General features: G+C 65.9%; 15 protein-coding genes. 7 read left to right on the top strand and 8 right to left on the bottom strand.

Going from position 1 to position 15959, the window contains the following annotated elements:
* Positions 1-26 precede the first annotated feature (26 nt).
* Genes C8C94_RS21695 through C8C94_RS21675 form a run of 5 tightly spaced genes read left to right on the top strand, consistent with a single transcriptional unit; the run spans position 27 to position 3853 of the window.
* A complete protein-coding gene (locus C8C94_RS21695) occupies positions 27-398 on the top strand; it encodes a dihydroneopterin aldolase (protein WP_008907163.1) in 372 nt (123 codons plus the stop codon).
* 4 nt (positions 399-402) lie between these two features.
* Positions 403-1371 (top strand): tRNA 2-thiocytidine(32) synthetase TtcA, encoded by a 969-nt coding sequence (gene ttcA / locus C8C94_RS21690; protein WP_199731319.1) that lies wholly within the window; start codon positions 403-405, stop codon positions 1369-1371.
* 55 nt (positions 1372-1426) lie between these two features.
* The gene (locus C8C94_RS21685) at positions 1427-2038 is read left to right on the top strand and encodes a DUF4136 domain-containing protein (RefSeq protein ID WP_121422176.1); all 612 of its coding nucleotides are present in this window, start codon (positions 1427-1429) and stop codon (positions 2036-2038) included.
* 23 nt (positions 2039-2061) lie between these two features.
* Positions 2062-2703 (top strand): histidine phosphatase family protein, encoded by a 642-nt coding sequence (locus C8C94_RS21680; RefSeq protein ID WP_056059569.1) that lies wholly within the window; start codon positions 2062-2064, stop codon positions 2701-2703.
* A complete protein-coding gene (locus tag C8C94_RS21675; RefSeq protein ID WP_121422175.1) occupies positions 2687-3853 on the top strand; it encodes a DSD1 family PLP-dependent enzyme in 1167 nt (388 codons plus the stop codon). Before C8C94_RS21680 ends, C8C94_RS21675 begins: the two co-directional genes overlap by 17 nt.
* A 20-nt stretch (positions 3854-3873) precedes the next feature.
* On the opposite strand, the gene C8C94_RS21670 is transcribed toward C8C94_RS21675, so the two are convergent.
* Both C8C94_RS21670 and C8C94_RS21665 read right to left on the bottom strand, forming a co-directional pair.
* Positions 3874-4278, bottom strand: coding sequence for a hypothetical protein (locus tag C8C94_RS21670; protein WP_055396404.1), 405 nt, complete (start codon positions 4276-4278; stop codon positions 3874-3876).
* A gap of 26 nt (positions 4279-4304) precedes the next feature.
* Positions 4305-5690 (bottom strand): ATP-binding cassette domain-containing protein, encoded by a 1386-nt coding sequence (locus tag C8C94_RS21665; protein ID WP_121422174.1) that lies wholly within the window; start codon positions 5688-5690, stop codon positions 4305-4307.
* A gap of 337 nt (positions 5691-6027) precedes the next feature.
* Between C8C94_RS21665 and C8C94_RS21660 the strand changes: the two genes are divergently transcribed.
* A complete protein-coding gene (locus C8C94_RS21660; protein ID WP_233573542.1) occupies positions 6028-7872 on the top strand; it encodes a lysoplasmalogenase family protein in 1845 nt (614 codons plus the stop codon).
* 106 nt (positions 7873-7978) lie between these two features.
* Here the strand turns inward: C8C94_RS21660 and C8C94_RS21655 are convergent, their stop codons facing one another.
* From C8C94_RS21655 to ruvA, 6 genes are all read right to left on the bottom strand, one after another.
* Positions 7979-8716 carry an ABC transporter ATP-binding protein gene (locus tag C8C94_RS21655; protein ID WP_121422173.1) on the bottom strand — a complete coding sequence of 246 codons (738 nt, stop codon included), beginning with the start codon at positions 8714-8716 and terminating at the stop codon, positions 7979-7981.
* On the bottom strand, positions 8716-9954 hold the full coding sequence (locus C8C94_RS21650; protein WP_121422172.1) for an ABC transporter permease: 1239 nt from the start codon (positions 9952-9954) through the stop codon (positions 8716-8718). Before C8C94_RS21650 ends, C8C94_RS21655 begins: the two co-directional genes overlap by 1 nt.
* A gap of 6 nt (positions 9955-9960) precedes the next feature.
* The gene (locus tag C8C94_RS21645; RefSeq protein WP_121423026.1) at positions 9961-11247 is read right to left on the bottom strand and encodes an efflux RND transporter periplasmic adaptor subunit; all 1287 of its coding nucleotides are present in this window, start codon (positions 11245-11247) and stop codon (positions 9961-9963) included.
* Between the two features lie 35 nt (positions 11248-11282).
* Positions 11283-12341, bottom strand: a complete 1059-nt coding sequence (ruvB, locus tag C8C94_RS21640) for a Holliday junction branch migration DNA helicase RuvB (RefSeq protein WP_055396394.1) — start codon at positions 12339-12341, stop codon at positions 11283-11285.
* Between the two features lie 9 nt (positions 12342-12350).
* Positions 12351-14273: a trypsin-like peptidase domain-containing protein gene (locus C8C94_RS21635; RefSeq protein ID WP_233573541.1), complete on the bottom strand. Its 1923-nt coding sequence runs from the start codon at positions 14271-14273 to the stop codon at positions 12351-12353.
* A 71-nt stretch (positions 14274-14344) separates the two neighbouring features.
* Positions 14345-14920 (bottom strand): Holliday junction branch migration protein RuvA, encoded by a 576-nt coding sequence (gene ruvA / locus C8C94_RS21630; protein ID WP_121422171.1) that lies wholly within the window; start codon positions 14918-14920, stop codon positions 14345-14347.
* Positions 14921-14967: 47 nt separating this feature from the next.
* Between ruvA and C8C94_RS21625 the strand changes: the two genes are divergently transcribed.
* Positions 14968-15924, top strand: a complete 957-nt coding sequence (locus C8C94_RS21625; RefSeq protein ID WP_055396485.1) for a PhoH family protein — start codon at positions 14968-14970, stop codon at positions 15922-15924.
* The last annotated feature ends 35 nt before the right edge of the window (positions 15925-15959 follow it).

Below are 15959 nucleotides of genomic sequence, written 5' to 3'. Positions count from 1 at the left end.
GCGCCCGCTCACTCCAGGACCTATTCATGACCACCGCTGCAGGCACCCAGATCCTCACGCTCACCGGTTTGCGCTTTGACGCCAACCTGGGCATCCTCGACCACGAAAAGACCGACCCCCAGCCCATCCAGGTCGATGCCGAACTGAGCCTGGGCGTGCAGCCGCTGGCCCCGCGCGACGACGACATCGGCCATGTGCTGGACTACCGCCGTGTGCGCCAGATCATCATCGACGAGTGCACAGCAGAGCATGTGAACCTGCTGGAGAGCCTGATCGGCAAGCTGGCCAACCGCCTCATGCAGCTGCCCGGCGTGCTGGGGGTGCGGGTGAAGATTGCCAAACTCGAAATTTTTGACGACTGCGAAGTGGCCATTCGCATCGAGACAGGACAGTGGTGACCCCATGAGCGCAGTATTGAATGAAGCCCCAACTTCCGCCCAATCCACTGGCTGGACGGAGGAAAGCACCGAAGCCACCAGCGGCGCCGCCCGCATGAAGATCGAGCGCGAAACCCACAAGCTGGAAAAGCGCCTGTGCCGCGAGGTCGGCAAGGCCATCGTCGACTTCAACATGATCGAAGAAGGCGACAAGGTGATGGTGTGCATGTCCGGCGGCAAGGACAGCTATGCGCTGCTCGACATCCTGCTCAAGCTCAAGGCCCGCGCCCCCATCCACTTTGACCTGGTGGCGGTGAACCTGGACCAGAAGCAGCCGGGCTTCCCCGAGCATGTGCTGCCCGAATACCTGGCCAGCACCGGCGTGCCCTTCCATATCGAGAACGAAGACACCTACAGCATCGTCAAGAAGCTGATCCCCGAGGGCAAGACCACCTGCAGCCTGTGCAGCCGCCTGCGCCGGGGCATTCTGTACCGCGTGGCCGATGAGCTGGGCTGCACCAAGATCGCGCTGGGCCACCACCGCGACGACATCCTGCAGACGCTGCTGCTCAACATGTTCTTTGGCGGCAAGATGAAGAGCATGCCCCCCAAGCTGGTCAGCGACGACGGCAAGCATGTGGTGATCCGCCCGCTGGCCTACGTGGCCGAGAAGGACACCGCCCGCTGGGCTGCGCACCGCAACTTCCCCATCATCCCCTGCAACCTGTGCGGCAGCCAAGAAAACCTGCAGCGCAAGCAGGTGGGCGAGATGCTGCGCGAATGGGAAAAGCGCTTCCCCGGCCGCGTGGAGAACATGTTCAACGCCCTGCAGAACGTGGTGCCCTCGCACCTGCTGGACGGCAGCCTGTACGACTTCAAGAACGCCAAGGCCACCGGCATCGCCAGCGAAGACGGCGACAAGGCCTTTGACAAGGAAGAGTTTGCGGCGCCATCGCCATCGCTGCCCGGCGTACAGGTGGTGCAACTGTCGTGAACCCTGGCGGGCTGCGGCACTCTCACAGAGATCCTTGTTTCAGGACACTCTGACCATGACACAACGCCGATGGATTCCCGCCCTGCTCCTGGGCCTCACCGTCACCCTGCTCGCAGGCTGCAGCACCACCCGCGTGGTGGAGGGCCAGGTGCAGAGCTTCTCAACGCTGGCGGCCGTGCCCGCACCTGCCACGTACCGCATTGAGCGCCTGCCTTCGCAGCAGGCCCCTTCGTTCGACACCATCACCACACTGGCCGAACAGGCCCTGGCGCGCGCGGGCCTGCAGCGCGACGATGCTGCGCCCCGCCTGCTGGTGCAGCTGGGCGTGCAGGCCGACGCCGTGCCGCGCTATGACCCGTTCCGCCCGTACGGCCCTTACGGCCCCGGCCCCTGGGGCATGGGCGGCTGGTATGGACGGGGCTGGGGGGTGCATGGCATGTGGCGTTTTGGCGAGCCCACACCCCTGCACCGCCGCGCGGTCAGCATCGTGATGCGCGACGCCAGCACCCAGGCCGTCGTGTACGAAACCTCCGCCGTGCACGAAGATGTGTGGGTGAGCGATCCGGCCGTCTATGGCGTGCTGTTCGACGCCGCACTCAACGGCTTTCCGAAGCCGCCCGAGGGGCCACGGCAAGTACGCCTGCCATTGGTTCCGCCCTCACACTGATTCCCTATACGCCTGTCTATTGCATGCACGCCACCCGCATCGTTGCCATCCGCCACGGCGAAACCGCCTGGAACGTGGACACCCGCATCCAGGGCCACCTGGACATCCCGCTCAACGACACCGGCCTGTGGCAGGCCGCCCAGGTCGCGCAGGCCCTCGTGGGCGAGCCGATTGCAGCCATCTACTCCAGCGACCTGCAACGCGCGCACGCCACCGCCCAGGCCGTGGCTCACACCACAGGCGCCCCGTTGAAGACCGAGCCGGGATTGCGCGAACGCAGCTTCGGGCACTTCCAGGGCCGCACGTTTGCCGAGATCGAGGCCGAACTGCCCGAGGACGCATTGCGCTGGCGCAAGCGCGATCCCCACTACACGCCTGAGGGCGGCGAATCCCTCGTCACCTTGCGTGACCGCATCGAACGCACCGTGACCGCGCTGGCGCAGCAGCATGTGGGCGAGCAGGTGGTGATGGTGGCGCATGGCGGCGTGCTCGATGTGTTGTACCGCCTGGCCACGCGCCAGGACATCCAGGCGCCGCGCACCTGGCAACTCTCCAACGCCGCCATCAACCGCCTGCTGTGGACGCCTGACGGCCTCACCCTCGTCGGCTGGGCGGACACCCAACACCTTGACCAGATTGTCCTGCGCGATGAAAACCACGCCTGAATTGCAATCCACCATCGGCCAGCGGGTGGACGCTATCGACACCCCCGCCCTGGTGGTGGACCTGGATGCCATGGACCGCAACATCCAGCGCATGGCCGACTTCGCGCGCAAGCACCACGTGCGCTGGCGCCCCCATGCCAAGCTGCACAAGAGCGCCGAACTCGCGCTGCTGCAGCAACGTGCCGGCGCCCAGGGCGTGTGTGTGCAGAAAGTGGCCGAGGCCGAGGCGCTGGCCGCCGGTGGGGTGGATGACATCACCATCACCAACCAGGTCATTGCCATGCCCAAGCTGCACCGCGTGGCGCGGCTGGCGGCGCTGCTGGCGGCACGCGGCGGTCGCCTGGGCGTGGCCGTGGACCACATCGATGGCATCGAACGCCTGGCCGAAGCCATGGCGCAGCACGGCAGCGACGCGGGCATTGATGTGCTGGTCGAGATCGACGTGGGCCAGGGCCGCTGCGGCGTGCCGCCGGGCGAGGCCGCAGTACCTCTCGCGCTGGCCGTGTCGCGCAGCCCTCGCCTGCGGTTTGCGGGGCTGCAGGCCTACCATGGGCGCGCCCAGCACCTGGCCAGCAGCGTGGGTCGGCGCGAGACCATCGCCGCTGTCGTTCGCGCGGCGGATCACACGCGCCAGCTCATCGAAGCCGCCGGGCTGCCCGTGCCCCTGATTACCGGATCAGGCACAGGCACCCTGGTTCACGAGGCCGCCAGCGGCGTGTTTGGCGAGTTGCAGGCGGGCTCGTTTTTGTTCATGGACGCAGATTACGCGCGCAACGAACGCGATCCCGCGCAGCCCGCGTTTGAACATGCGCTGTACGTCAAGACCCAGGTGGTGTCGGTGCGCGACACCCACGCCGTGTGCGACGCAGGCCACAAGAGCCACGCCATCGACTCTGGCCTGCCCACCGTGGCACTGCTGCCCGCCGACCGCACCCTGCGCTACGCCAACGGCGGCGACGAACACGGCCTGCTGTATGCCGACGCGCCCGACGCCCGCCTGCCCAGCCTGGGCCACATGCTCTGGCTCATCCCGGGCCATTGCGACCCGACGGTGAACCTGCACGACTTTTTGATCGGCGTGCGCGGCGGTTTGGCGACGGGTACGGTGGAGCGCATCATCCGGGTGGATGCACGCGGAGCCCTGAGCTAAAGCACGCGCGCTGGACGGGCTTAAAACGCCGCCTCTAGCGTCGGCATCGTCAGGCGCGCCTTGGTCAAGGCCATGCCCAGGTTGGCAGTCTTGCGGCAGACGAAGACGGCCACGTATTCGGGGTTGGTCTTGCCACGCAGGAAGACGTGAATCAGGTTCTCGCTGTTGACGATGATTTCCTGAAAATAGTGGAAGCCGTCGTCCTCCAGCCCACGCGCTTTTTTGAACATGCGCTCGATCATGCTCACATTGGGGCCATTGAACATGTCGGCCGTGGCAGCGGCGAGCAGGTCGATGACCTGCTGTGGGTGAGAGTCCACCGTTTTCAGGGACAACAGCATGCCCGATGCCACGTCCACGTAACCGGCCGCCACGCACTCCGGAACAGAGGCGGCTGCATTGCTCAGTGCTACTTCAAAACTCATCGCAGTTTTCCTTCTTTTGTTGTCGTTTACACAATTTTTTGGAGGATGACGTCCTCATAGCGCTGCAGAAACTCCTCCTGCTCGGCGCTTTGTACGTAGTGCGCGTCCAGCAGGCGCACGCGGCGCAGGGCCTCTTGGGCGGTCAGCCCTTCGCGAATCCACCAGGCAGTCAACACCGTGCCAGTGCGCCCGCGCCCGGCCAGGCAATGGACGGCCAGCACCTCACCCTGCGCCATGAGCGTCTCCATGCGCTTGAGCAGCATCTGGATTTGCCCGAGGCTGGGAGCCTCGTGGTCACGGATGGGCAGGTGCAGGTTGGCCAGGCCATGGCGCTTGAGCGCATCCTGCGGCAGATCGCGTTCGGTGAGAGTGATCAGGCGGCTGATGCCCATGCGCTTGAGCGCTGCCAGGTCATGGTCCATGTCGTTCACCACCCCGGGCAGCGGGGTACCCGCAAGCCGACCAGGCTCCAGCCACGCAAAGCCATGGGGCGCTCCAGCGGTTGAAGCCGCAGCCGCGCTGCGGGCAGGAGCCGCGTTACCGTTCGTGGGCTGCTGCGCACCAGTGGATGGAACAGGCAGCGTGGCGAGCACGCGGGCAGGCAGATGGCCAAGGTCCGGGGGCGGCATCACGCCCTCTGCCAACATGGCCGGGTCGGCGTCGGGCGCTGGCACGGCGCAGCTGCCGGTACGCACAAATTGCTGGCCCGCTGCGGACACGGGCGAAGACAGAAACTCCTCCATGCCACGCGCCTCTTGCACCCGCCCGCCTGCCAGCAGCGCCATGCGGTCGGCCAGGCTGGCGGCATGGCGCTGATTGTGCAGAACCACCAGCAGCGTGCTGGTGCGGGCCACTTCACGCAGCAGTTCCAGCAGCACATAGGCGTCATAGTCCGAGAGATCGGCCGTGGGCTCATCCACCATCAGGAGCGCTGGCTCGGCCACGGCTTCGCGCAAGATGGCCACGGCCCTTTGCAGCAAGGGGGGCAACTCCAGCGTGGGCTGGTCGAACAGGGCTGCCAGCTCGGGCACGCCCATGCGCTGGACCAGCTCAGTGCACCAGACCCGCACCTCGGCGGGCGAGCGGCCCAGGCGTTCACGCACCGGGTCGGCCAAGGCATGGAACACGGTCGCCGCCATGAGCTTGGCGTTTTGCTGCACCAGGCGCGGACGATTGCCCTCACCCAGCGGTCTTCCTTCGTACTCAACGCTGCCCCATTCGGTGAAGCGCGGATGGTCGGCGTACCGCCCGGCCAGGGCGTGCAGCAAGGTGGACTTGCCAGCGCCAGACGGGCCCAGCAGTGCAGTGATGCTGCCGCGTGGCAGCATCAGGTCAATATCTACCAGGACCACCTTGGCGCCAAAAGCTGCGCCAAAGCCCGCTGCCTTCAGGCAATGCGCGCTGCTGTTCATGTGTTTTGTTGGGGGGTTGCGCCTGTCTGCAGCGAAAGTCTGCGGACAGAAGGGCGGGTCAGCTTGCACTGACGAAAGAACGAAAGGGCCACCCGAGAGGGGCCAGCGGAGACTTCTATTTTACGGAATGGTAAGTATCAAACTTGCTCGCCTTTTGCGCTCGGGGGCGGATCATGGCACGCGCAGCTTTCACCCAGCTTAACGGCCATGCCACCTTGCAACTGGCGCATGGGCGCATGGGCACCAACCCAGCCACGCCTGCAAGGCGTGGAAACTCCGATCTTTCGACCCGTTCTTTCCCTAATCCCTCCCCGACCCGGCATACCGACAATGCGGCATGAGCCCCAGCCAGATCATTGTCCTTGCGACCCCCGTCTTCTTTTTGCTGATCGCCATCGAACTGGCGGTGGGCTACAGAAGGCAGCGCAACACCTACCGGATGGCCGATGCGGTCAGCAGCATCAGCCTTGGCATGCTGAGCCAGACCAGCGCAGTGTTCACGCGGCTGCTGCGCATCGGCATCTACACGGCCCTGTTCGAGCACGTGGCGCTGTGGCGCAACGATGCGTTCTGGACCAGCCTGCCCGGCTGGCTGCTGGCGCTGGTGTTCTACGACCTGTGCTACTACTGGCTGCACCGCATGGGGCATGAATCGGCCGTGTTGTGGGCCGCGCACGCGGTGCACCACCAGAGCCAGGATTACAACCTCTCCACCGCGCTGCGCCAGACCAGCTCGGGCGCGCTGCTGGGCTGGATCTTTTATGTGCCCATGGCACTGGCGGGCGTGCCGCCGCTGGTGTTTGGAGTGGTGGCGCTCATCGATCTGCTTTACCAGTTCTGGGTGCACACCGAGCAGGTGGGCAAGCTCGGCTGGTTTGACCGCTGGTTTTGCAGCCCCAGCAACCACCGGGTGCACCACGCGGTGAACGACGCTTATCTGGACAAGAACTATGGCGGCATCCTGATCCTGTGGGACCGGGTCTTTGGCACCTTCAAGGACGAAGACGACCAGGAGAAGTGTGTGTACGGCACGCGCGGCCTGCTGAACAGCTGGGACCCGCTCTGGGCCAACGCGCAGGTGTACGCAGGGCTGGCACATGACAGCTGGCATGCGCGCAGCTGGCTCGACAAGCTCAAGGTCTGGGTCAAGCCTCCGGGCTGGCGGCCTGCCGATGTGGCAGAGCGCTTTCCCAAGCCCGCCTTCAGCATGGCACAGATGCAGCTGTACCACCCGCCGATGTCGCGCGCCGCGCAGTGGTTTGCGCTGGTGCAGTTCGCGCTGCTGCTGGCGGGCGTGGCGGCTTTTCTCTGGCAGGCAGATGCGGCGCCGCTGGCGCGCAACGCCATCTGGTTTGCGGTGCTGCTGACGGTGCAATGGTCGCTGGGCGCAGTGATGCAGGGACGTATCACCGTGCTGATGGCGCTGATGCTGCAAAGCGGCGCGCTGGCCACCGCCACCAGCGCGATGGGGTTCATGGAATGGCATTGGCTGTTCAAGCCGCTGACGATGGTTTTTGCTCTTGTTTTGGTAGCTGCCAGTGCTTATTCGCCAAGCGCTAGAGGCCAATTTAACCCAAAGACCCTGCTTCTCCTCGCGGCCGCGCTGGCCGGATCGCTGGCCGGGGATGTGTTCCTCATGTTCCAGGGCTTCTTCATCCCGGGCCTGGTGAGTTTTCTGGTGGCGCATCTGTTCTATGTGGCGCTGTTCAAAAGCGGGCAAGCGTGGTTTCCGCACCGGGGTGCGCTGGCCGCCACACTGGGCATTGGCGTGGCCATGTACGCCTTTCTGTGGGCGGGTGGCCTGCCACCTGCACTGCGCGCGCCGGTGGCGGCCTATGTGCTGGTGATCGCGCTGATGGCGGCCCAGGCCATCGGCCGGGCGACGGTGTTGCGCGATGCGCCGTCGCTGCTCGTAGCGGTCGGCGCCGGGTTTTTCATGCTCAGCGACTCGCTGCTGGCCACCAACCGGTTTGTGATGCCGCTGCCGATGGCGCAGGTCTGGGTGCTGGCCACGTACTATGCGGCGCAGGCGCTGATCGTCAGTGGATGGCTGGCCAGCAAGGCCTCGGTGCCTGCCACCGCAGTGCAGCGAACGGGCGTGACCGGAGAAGAGGGCCGCACGCATATGGCTAGGGACAGGGCTCCGAACATCGCCCCAGGGACGGCTTCACGCTCCTCCTGAGCACCTGTGTGTTCTGTGCGATGGTTTTTTAGCCAAAATTGTCGCCAGCGCTTCAGCATCATGCACGAATAGCTATTTATTTGATAGCAAATCACCTGCCTGCAGCTCACCCACTGGGCGCAGGCTCCACGCCCACAGTGATGGCCTCGTCGCGGGCAATCCGGCCGTCGATCAGCTCCACCAGCCGGTCGCAGCGCGCGGCCAGCCGGGGGTCGTGCGTGACCACGACAAAACTCGTGCCCCGCTCGGCATGGATACGGCGCAGCAGGGCAAACACTTCGGCAGAGGACGCGGTGTCCAGGTTGCCCGTGGGCTCATCGGCCAGCACCAGCGGCGGGTTCATGACCAGCGCGCGCGCAATGGCCACGCGCTGCTGCATGCCGCCTGACAGCTCTGCGGGGCGCTTGTCCATGGCCTGGGCCAGGCCCACGGCGTCGAGCAGGCTGCGCGCGTGATCGCGGTGGGCGGGGCTGACGCGGCCTTCGGCCATGAGGGCCGGCAGCGTCACGTTCTCCAGCGCGGAGAAAGCGGGCAGCAGGTGGTGGAATTGAAAGACAAAGCCCAGGGTGCTGCGCCGGCGCAGGGTCAGGGCCGCATCGTCCAGACCCTGCACCGCCTCGCCGTCCAGCAGATAGCTGCCCGTCGTCATGCGTTCGAGCAGGCCCAGGATGTTGAGCAGCGTGCTCTTGCCCGAGCCCGAAGGCCCCATCAGCGCGATGAACTCGCCCCGGCGCACCTGCAGGTCGATGCCGTGCAGCACCTCGGCCTCGCTGGGGCGGCCCAGGTTGTAGCTCTTGCGCACGGCATCGAGCGTGATCAGTTCGGGGGCGGCGGGTTGGGTCATCACATCCTGATGGCTTGCGCTGGGTCCAGCGCCGCTGCCCGCCGCGCAGGCGCCACCGCCGCCAGCACACCACACACCGAGGCAATGAGTGCAATCTGCAATGCCATGCCCAGCGGCAGCGCGATCGAAAACAACGGCAGGCCATCCGAGCCCCGCACAAAATGCGTGAACACCCAGATCAGCCCCACCGCCAGCAGCAGGCCCAGCGCCGAGCCCAGCGCCCCCACCACGGCGCCCTGCACCAGAAACACGCGCAGCACCTGGCCCCGCGTGGCGCCCATGGCGCGCAGGATGCCGATCTCCCGGCCCTTTTGCACTACCGAGACCACCAGCACGCTGGCAATGCCCAGCACCACCACCGCCAACACCACGCCCCGGATGATGGAGGTGCTGATGGACTGCGCATTGAGTGCTGACACCAGCTGGGCATTGCTCTCTTGCCAGCTCTCGATCTTGTAGGGGAACTGCATTTGCAACGCACGCGCCAGGGTCTGTGCCACCCACACGTCCTTCAAGGTCAGGTCGAGCTGGCTGGCACCACCCGGCAGCGCCAGCAGGCTTTGCGCCGCGCGCAGCGGCACGATCACGGTGCGCCGGTTCAGGTCTTTCACCCCCAGGTCCACCAGCGCGGTGACGCGCACCGAATCACTCACCGTGCCGCCCGCGCCGCTCGTCTGCACGGTGAGGCGGTCTCCCACGCGCACACCGAGGTCGGAGGCCAGCTCGCACCCCACGATGGCCTCGCCCGGTGACAACCGCGCCGTGCCACTGACCACCTTGGAGCGCAGCCCCACCACGCGGTCATAGCGATCCAGGTCCACGCCCATCAGGGCAATGGCCTGCGATGCCTCGCCGCGCAGCGCCAGGCCTGAACCGGACACCATGGGCGAGACCCCGGCGACTTCGGGTAAGCGCTCCAGCAGCGGCACCAGCGCCTGCCAGTTGGCCACCGACCGCAGGCGCTGGGCACGCGGTTGGGTTTCGGTCAGCGCAGCGGTGCCAGGCAAGGCAGGGGCTGCCGGTATGACCAGGTCGTCCGGCGCCCGCAGGGTGATGTGCGCCTGGGCGCCCAGTGTTTTGGCCAGGGTGTTCGACTGCAAGCCGCTGATCAGCGCCGAGATGTAGGCAATGACCGCAACCCCCGCCGCAACCCCCACGATGATGAGCACGGTCTGCATGCGGCCCTCGCGCAGAAAGCGCAGCGCCACGCGCAACTCGAAGCCAGGCCAGATCCACATGGCGGCTCAGCGACCCATGGCGTTCGTCAATGCGGAGCCGGCATCGCCCCCCGGGGTGGGGGAAACGGCGGTGGCCGCACCTGCGGACCAGGCCACCGGGCGGGCACGCACGCGGTCGCCCGCCTGGACGGCACCGCCCCTCAGCACGGTGTCGCCCTCGACCAGGCCGTCCAGTACCTCCACAGCGTCCAGTGTGCGCAGCCCCAGCCGCACGGGGTGGGCCTGGGCGCGCCCCCCCTGCAACACCAGCACCGTCGCCTGGTCGCCCTCCACCGGGCCGCGCAGGGCCGCCTGGGGCAGTACCAGGGTCCGCTCGCGCCGCGCAGTCTCTACCTCGACCGATAAGGTCATGTCCTCGCGCAGAAAGGCGGGGGCCTGCTGCTCCAGCGCAAACTTCACCTCGATGGCACCGCGCTGGGCATCCACCGAGGGTGCGATGGTGAGCACACGTGCTGCAAAGCGCTGGCCCGCAAAGGCATCGGCCACCACCGAGGCCTTTTGGCCCGGCAGCAACTGGTCCAGAAAACGTTCGTCCACCTGGGCCACCAGCTGGGTGGGCCCGGCCAGCGCCAGGCTGAGCAAGGCCTTGCCAGGCTGCACGATCTGCCCGGGCTCGACGTCGCGCACCAGCACGCGGGCATCGGCCGGGGCTACCAGCGTGGCCTGTGCCAGGCGGGCCTGGGCCGCCACCGTGGCCGCCCGGGCCAGCGCCAGCTGCGCCTGCGCCTGGACCACGTCAGTGCCGGCATCGGCGTTGGCCTGGACCTGTGCCTGCGCGCTCAATTGCTGCGCCTGGGCCACATCGACGGCGCGCTGCGCCTCATCGAGCTGCGCGGCGCTGTAGAACCCCTGGGCCACCAGCTGCTGCACCCGCACCAGGCTGGCGCTGGCCGCTTGCAGGGTGGCATTGGCCTGCGCGCGCGCTGCCTGTGCAGCGCTGCGGCCGCTACTGCGCAGGCCCACCAGGCGGGACTGCGCCTGGCGTTCGGCCGCCACGGCCTGCGCCAGCGCCGCCGCGAGCTCGTCGGACTCCAGCTGCACCAGCACGTCGCCCTGGCGCACCTGCGCGCCTTCTGTCACTTGCACCTGGGCCACGCGGCCTGTGACGGTGCTGCCCACATCCACCCGCGACAACGTGGCCACGCGCGCCGAAAACTGCAGCGTGCGCACCAGCGGCGCCGACTGCACCAACAGGGCATCGACCTGCGGACCACGCAGCGCCATCACCCCGGTGAAGGCAGCCACCACCAGCACGACAGCGCCCAACGCAACAGCAAACCAGCGCCTATTCACAGATCTGCCCTGGTTGCCATGCGCTGTGCCTTGCGTCATTCAGAAAACAGCCCGCCAGCCGCCTTGGGCGGCGCCACCCCCAGGTGTCGGAACGCCGCCAGCGTGGCAATGCGCCCACGCGGCGTACGCTGCAAAAAGCCTTGCTGGATGAGGTAGGGCTCGATCACGTCTTCGATGGTGCCCGCCTCTTCCCCGATGCTGGCGGCAATGTTGTCCAGCCCCACGGGGCCGCCATCAAAGCGGTGAATGACCGCCTCCAGCAGCTTGCGGTCCATCACGTCAAAACCCTGCGGGTCCACATCCAGCATGGCCAGCGCCTTGTCGGCAATGGGTTTGGTGATGCGCCCGTCGCCCTTGACCTCGGCGTAGTCGCGCACGCGGCGCAGCAGCCGGTTGGCAATGCGCGGCGTACCGCGCGAGCGGCGGGCGATCTCGAAGCCGCCTTCTTCATCCATGGGCGCATTGAGCAGCCCCGCGCTGCGCTTGACAATGCGCGCCAACTCTTCGGCTGTGTAGAACTCCAGCCGCGCCACGATGCCAAAGCGGTCGCGCAGCGGGTTGGTCAACATGCCCGCACGTGTGGTGGCGCCCACCAGCGTGAAGGGCTGCAGGTCGAGCTTGATGCTGCGCGCCGCAGGACCCTCGCCGATCATGATGTCGATCTGGTAGTCCTCCAGCGCGGGGTAGAGAATTTCCTCCACCACAGGCGACAGGCGGTGGATCTCGTCAATGAAAAGAACGTCGTTCTTTTCGAGGTTGGTCAGCAGCGCCGCCAGGTCCTTGGGCTTTTCGAGCACAGGGCCACTGGTCTGGCGCAGGTTGACCCCCAGCTCAGCCGCAATGATGTGACTGAGCGTGGTCTTTCCCAGACCAGGCGGGCCAAACAGCAGCACATGGTCCAGCGCCTCGCCCCGCTTCCTCGCCGCGCCGATGAAAATCTCCAGCTGCTCGCGCGCCTTCGCCTGGCCCACGTACTCCTGCAGGAGCTTGGGGCGCAGCGCGCGCTCGATCGCCTCCTCCTGGGGCGATGCGGGCACGGCCGAAATGACGCGTTTTGCGGGGGCGGGGGCGAAGTCGTCGGTCTGGATCGTCATGCAGTCCTGTTATTTTTCGGGCCAGACGTAGAACCCGATGCCTTCTTCAACGTACTGCTGGCTCATGTTGGCGTTGAGGTAGCTGCGTTCTGCAGGGCTGGCAGTATAGAAATAGGTTCCCACGGTGCGGTTGCGGAAGCGGTAGACAGGCACGGCACCATTGCCCGGAGCAGCCTGTCCCCACCATGCAGTGGCTTCAAGCTGCACGGACGGGAATGCCTGGCGCAGACCGTCTCGCTCCGCAGGGTTTGCCGTGTAAATGTGCAAATTGCGCGCCAAATCAACCAGACGGTACACCGGGAACAGGTTGGCCCCCTCAATGGGATACGCATAGAAGATCGTGCCTTCGTAGATGAAGTTCGATCCAAACTGTTTGATCAGAAGATCCCGCTCACCGACGTTGCTGGTGTAGAAATGCTCCAGGCCAGCAATGTTGTAGAAGCGATAGACAGGCACCCGCCCCGTGGGGCCAGTGGGTGGCGTGGCAGACGACAGCCAGTTCTTGAGCGCTGCGTTGAACGCCACGTCAAAACGGCCATAGTAATCGGGGACTGTGGTGGCCGTGCAGCTGGAACCGCCGCCGTAGAGCGTACCGATCACATGTGTGCCACCCTTGAACAAGGCCGAGCCACTGCTGCCACCTTCGGTGGTGCCCTGGGTCCAGTTCACCTGGTAGTAGTTGCCCGTTGTGCCGCTGCACTGGAACTGGGTTTCACTGGTGGGAGTGCAGGAAATCAGGCTGTTCAACGTACCCAGGCTGACCTTGAGCAGGTCGCCCCGGGGATGGTGCAGACCCACCACAGATGTACTCAAAGCCTGGGTGCCCGCATCCCAACCGGCAAAGACGGCCCCTGCAGGAGGTGTGTCGTTCAGCTGCAGCAGGGCCATGTCCATGGCACCCGAGGCGTAGAGCAGCGATGCGCCGTTGACGCGCTGGATGGTGGCACTCGACAGGGTGCGGCTGTTACACGTTGGCGAACGGAAGAACCAGTCGGTCTGCAGCGAGGCGGCTTCGGACTGCTTGGAGATGCAGTGGTTGGCCGTCAAGAAATACGGCGTGCCCGAAGACCGGCTGTCATTGAGCAATGTGCCCGTGCACAGATAGGTGTTGGCACCGGACGTGAACAACATGCGCGCCACGGCATTGCGCTCCGTCGCATAGGTGTCGTAGCAGGTGGCATCCAGGTGGCACGAAGCCGATTCGTTGATCTTGGTGGAGAGTTCTGCCTCCGTAGGGATCGACAGGTTCTCGAAGATGTGCGACACGCGCGGCACCGAGATGTCCACCGTGCTGGCATCCGCACCGACGGGCAGCTCCAGCTCCAGCGTGGCCTCGTCCGATCCGGTATCTGGCGTCCACCAGGTCTGACCGTCCAGGGTGGTGTCGCCCGCCTGCGCATTGCGCTCAATGCGCTGCAGCACTTCCTGGCCGGAAATCTGGAACACCTTGGAGGCGTTGGCCTGGCTGTACACACGCAGCACTGTGCCTTGTGGCAGCGCCTTGACCACTACGCCCAGGCGCAATCCGTACGCACCTTCGGCCGAAAAACTGATAGCAGCCACCTTACCGCCAGTGGCGGTGGGCTTCCACTGCAACTGCTGCTGTGTCTGGGCTGCGGCGCGGGTGGCCACCACATCGCGCGCTGCACCCACCTGGCGTGGGCCGATACCGCCACCCAGCGAAGCCGTCTTGGAGGCATCCAAGGCTCCCAGGCTCACCCGGGAAGGCGTGGGCGCTGTGACAAGCGCGCTGCGGGATTTGATGTTCGAGACACCCTGGTCCACGCTGGCGGGCTGCACCCAGCCATCCACCATCAGCACAGAGGCCGCCTTTTGCGCGCTGGCCTCGGTACCGCTTCCGCCGCATCCGGCCAACAAGGCAAGCGCCGCACCCCAGGCAACGCCCATCCGCCACATCATTCCATTTTTCATTTCTTTCCCTCGCTCCGGTCAAAACCGCCATTGAACACGAAAACAACTGCCGCAACAAACCCGCAAGTGCACTACCTGGCCAACGCCTTCAGTGCCAGTTTGATGCCATCGCTCACACCCACCTCTGGTGGCAGGGCCTTGAGGGCCGCCGCAGCCTCTTTGTCGTTGTAGCCCAAAGCCAACAGTGCCTGCAGAATGTCGGCCTGTGCGTCACTGGCAGCGGGCCCGTGGGCAGCGCCCATGTCGGCCCCCAGCTTGCCCTTGAGCTCCAGCATCAGCCGCTCGGCCGTCTTCTTGCCAATGCCCGGCACCTTGACCAGGCGGCCTGCCTCCTGCAGCGTGATGGCCTGGGCCAGATCCGCCACGCCCATGCCGCTCAGGATGGACAGCGCAGTGCGCGGCCCCACGCCCGATATCTTGATCAGCTCGCGGAACGCCTGGCGCTCGGGCGCCGTGGCAAAGCCATACAGCAGCTGCGCGTCTTCGCGCACAATGAACTGGGTCAGCAGGCTCACCTTTTCGCCCACAGCGGGCAGGTTGTAGAACGTGCTCATGGGCACATTCACCTCATAGCCCACGCCATGGCAGTCCAACAGCACCTCGGGGGGATTCTTCTCCAGCAGGGTGCCGGTCAATTTGCCTATCATTGATGTCCTTTGCCGCGCACTGCGGCGATCCAACGGGAATTATCCGCGTGATCCTGCGCCACACCTTCACCCCCCACAACAACACCCGGCTCACGCACCTGTGTGGCCCCGCCGACGCACACCTGCGCACCATCGAAGTGGCCCTCTCGGTGAGCATTGCGCACCGGCATGAGCAGTTCAAGGTGGACGGCCCCAAGGCGAAGGCCACGCAGGCGATGGAGCTTTTGCAGGCGCTGTACGAGATGGCTGAACGCCCGATCACCGAGGACCACCTGCAGCTCATGCTGGCCGGAGACTCCGCCCTGGTGGAGGCGCCCGAGGGCGCCATCGTGCTCAACACCCGCCGGGCCGACCTGCGCGGCCGCACGCCCACACAGAACCTGTACCTCGAAAACATTGCCAGCCACGACATCACCTTTGGCATCGGCCCTGCCGGCACCGGCAAGACCTATCTGGCAGTGGCCTGCGCCGTGGATGCGCTGGAACGCAGCGCCGTGCAGCGCATCGTGCTGACCCGCCCGGCGGTCGAGGCGGGCGAACGCCTGGGGTTCCTTCCCGGCGACCTGGCGCAAAAGGTCGACCCCTACCTGCGCCCGCTGTACGACGCGCTGTACGAACTGATGGGCTACGACAAGGTGATGAAAGCCTTCGAGCGCAACGCGCTGGAAATCGCCCCGCTGGCCTTCATGCGCGGGCGCACGCTGAACAACGCCTTCGTGATCCTGGACGAAGCGCAGAACACCACGCCCGAGCAGATGAAGATGTTCCTCACCCGCATCGGCTTTGGCGCCAAGGCCGTGGTCACGGGCGACGTGAGCCAGATCGACCTGCCCAAGGGGGCCATGAGCGGGCTGATCGATGCCGAGCGGGTACTCAAGCGGGTCAAGGGCATCTCCGTCACCCGCTTCACCACGGCCGACGTGGTGCGCCACCCGCTGGTCGCGCGCATCGTGGATGCCTACGACGCACCGCGCCGCGCCCCGGCTTCTCGCAGCCGGGACTAGCACTATCATTTTGATAGCTTTCAGCGCTTATCCAT

Origin of the sequence: Acidovorax sp. 94, assembly GCF_003634645.1 — a bacterium.
Classification (GTDB): domain Bacteria; phylum Pseudomonadota; class Gammaproteobacteria; order Burkholderiales; family Burkholderiaceae_C; genus Acidovorax; species Acidovorax facilis.
Note: the sequence above shows the minus strand (reverse complement) of the source record. Positions and strands in the feature narration are given on the sequence as shown.

Bases quoted from the DNA above. Each gene is read 5' to 3' on its own strand.
- C8C94_RS21695 (WP_008907163.1), top strand. From the start codon at position 27: ATGACCACCGCTGCAGGCACCCAGATCCTCACGCTCACCGGTTTGCGC.
- ttcA (WP_199731319.1), top strand. From the start codon at position 403: ATGAGCGCAGTATTGAATGAAGCCCCAACTTCCGCCCAATCCACTGGC.
- C8C94_RS21685 (WP_121422176.1), top strand. From the start codon at position 1,427: ATGACACAACGCCGATGGATTCCCGCCCTGCTCCTGGGCCTCACCGTC.
- C8C94_RS21680 (WP_056059569.1), top strand. From the start codon at position 2,062: ATGCACGCCACCCGCATCGTTGCCATCCGCCACGGCGAAACCGCCTGG.
- C8C94_RS21675 (WP_121422175.1), top strand. From the start codon at position 2,687: ATGAAAACCACGCCTGAATTGCAATCCACCATCGGCCAGCGGGTGGAC.
- C8C94_RS21670 (WP_055396404.1), bottom strand. From the start codon at position 4,278: ATGAGTTTTGAAGTAGCACTGAGCAATGCAGCCGCCTCTGTTCCGGAG.
- C8C94_RS21665 (WP_121422174.1), bottom strand. From the start codon at position 5,690: ATGAACAGCAGCGCGCATTGCCTGAAGGCAGCGGGCTTTGGCGCAGCT.
- C8C94_RS21660 (WP_233573542.1), top strand. From the start codon at position 6,028: ATGAGCCCCAGCCAGATCATTGTCCTTGCGACCCCCGTCTTCTTTTTG.
- C8C94_RS21655 (WP_121422173.1), bottom strand. From the start codon at position 8,716: ATGACCCAACCCGCCGCCCCCGAACTGATCACGCTCGATGCCGTGCGC.
- C8C94_RS21650 (WP_121422172.1), bottom strand. From the start codon at position 9,954: ATGTGGATCTGGCCTGGCTTCGAGTTGCGCGTGGCGCTGCGCTTTCTG.
- ruvB (WP_055396394.1), bottom strand. From the start codon at position 12,341: ATGACGATCCAGACCGACGACTTCGCCCCCGCCCCCGCAAAACGCGTC.
- C8C94_RS21635 (WP_233573541.1), bottom strand. From the start codon at position 14,273: ATGAAAAATGGAATGATGTGGCGGATGGGCGTTGCCTGGGGTGCGGCG.
- ruvA (WP_121422171.1), bottom strand. From the start codon at position 14,920: ATGATAGGCAAATTGACCGGCACCCTGCTGGAGAAGAATCCCCCCGAG.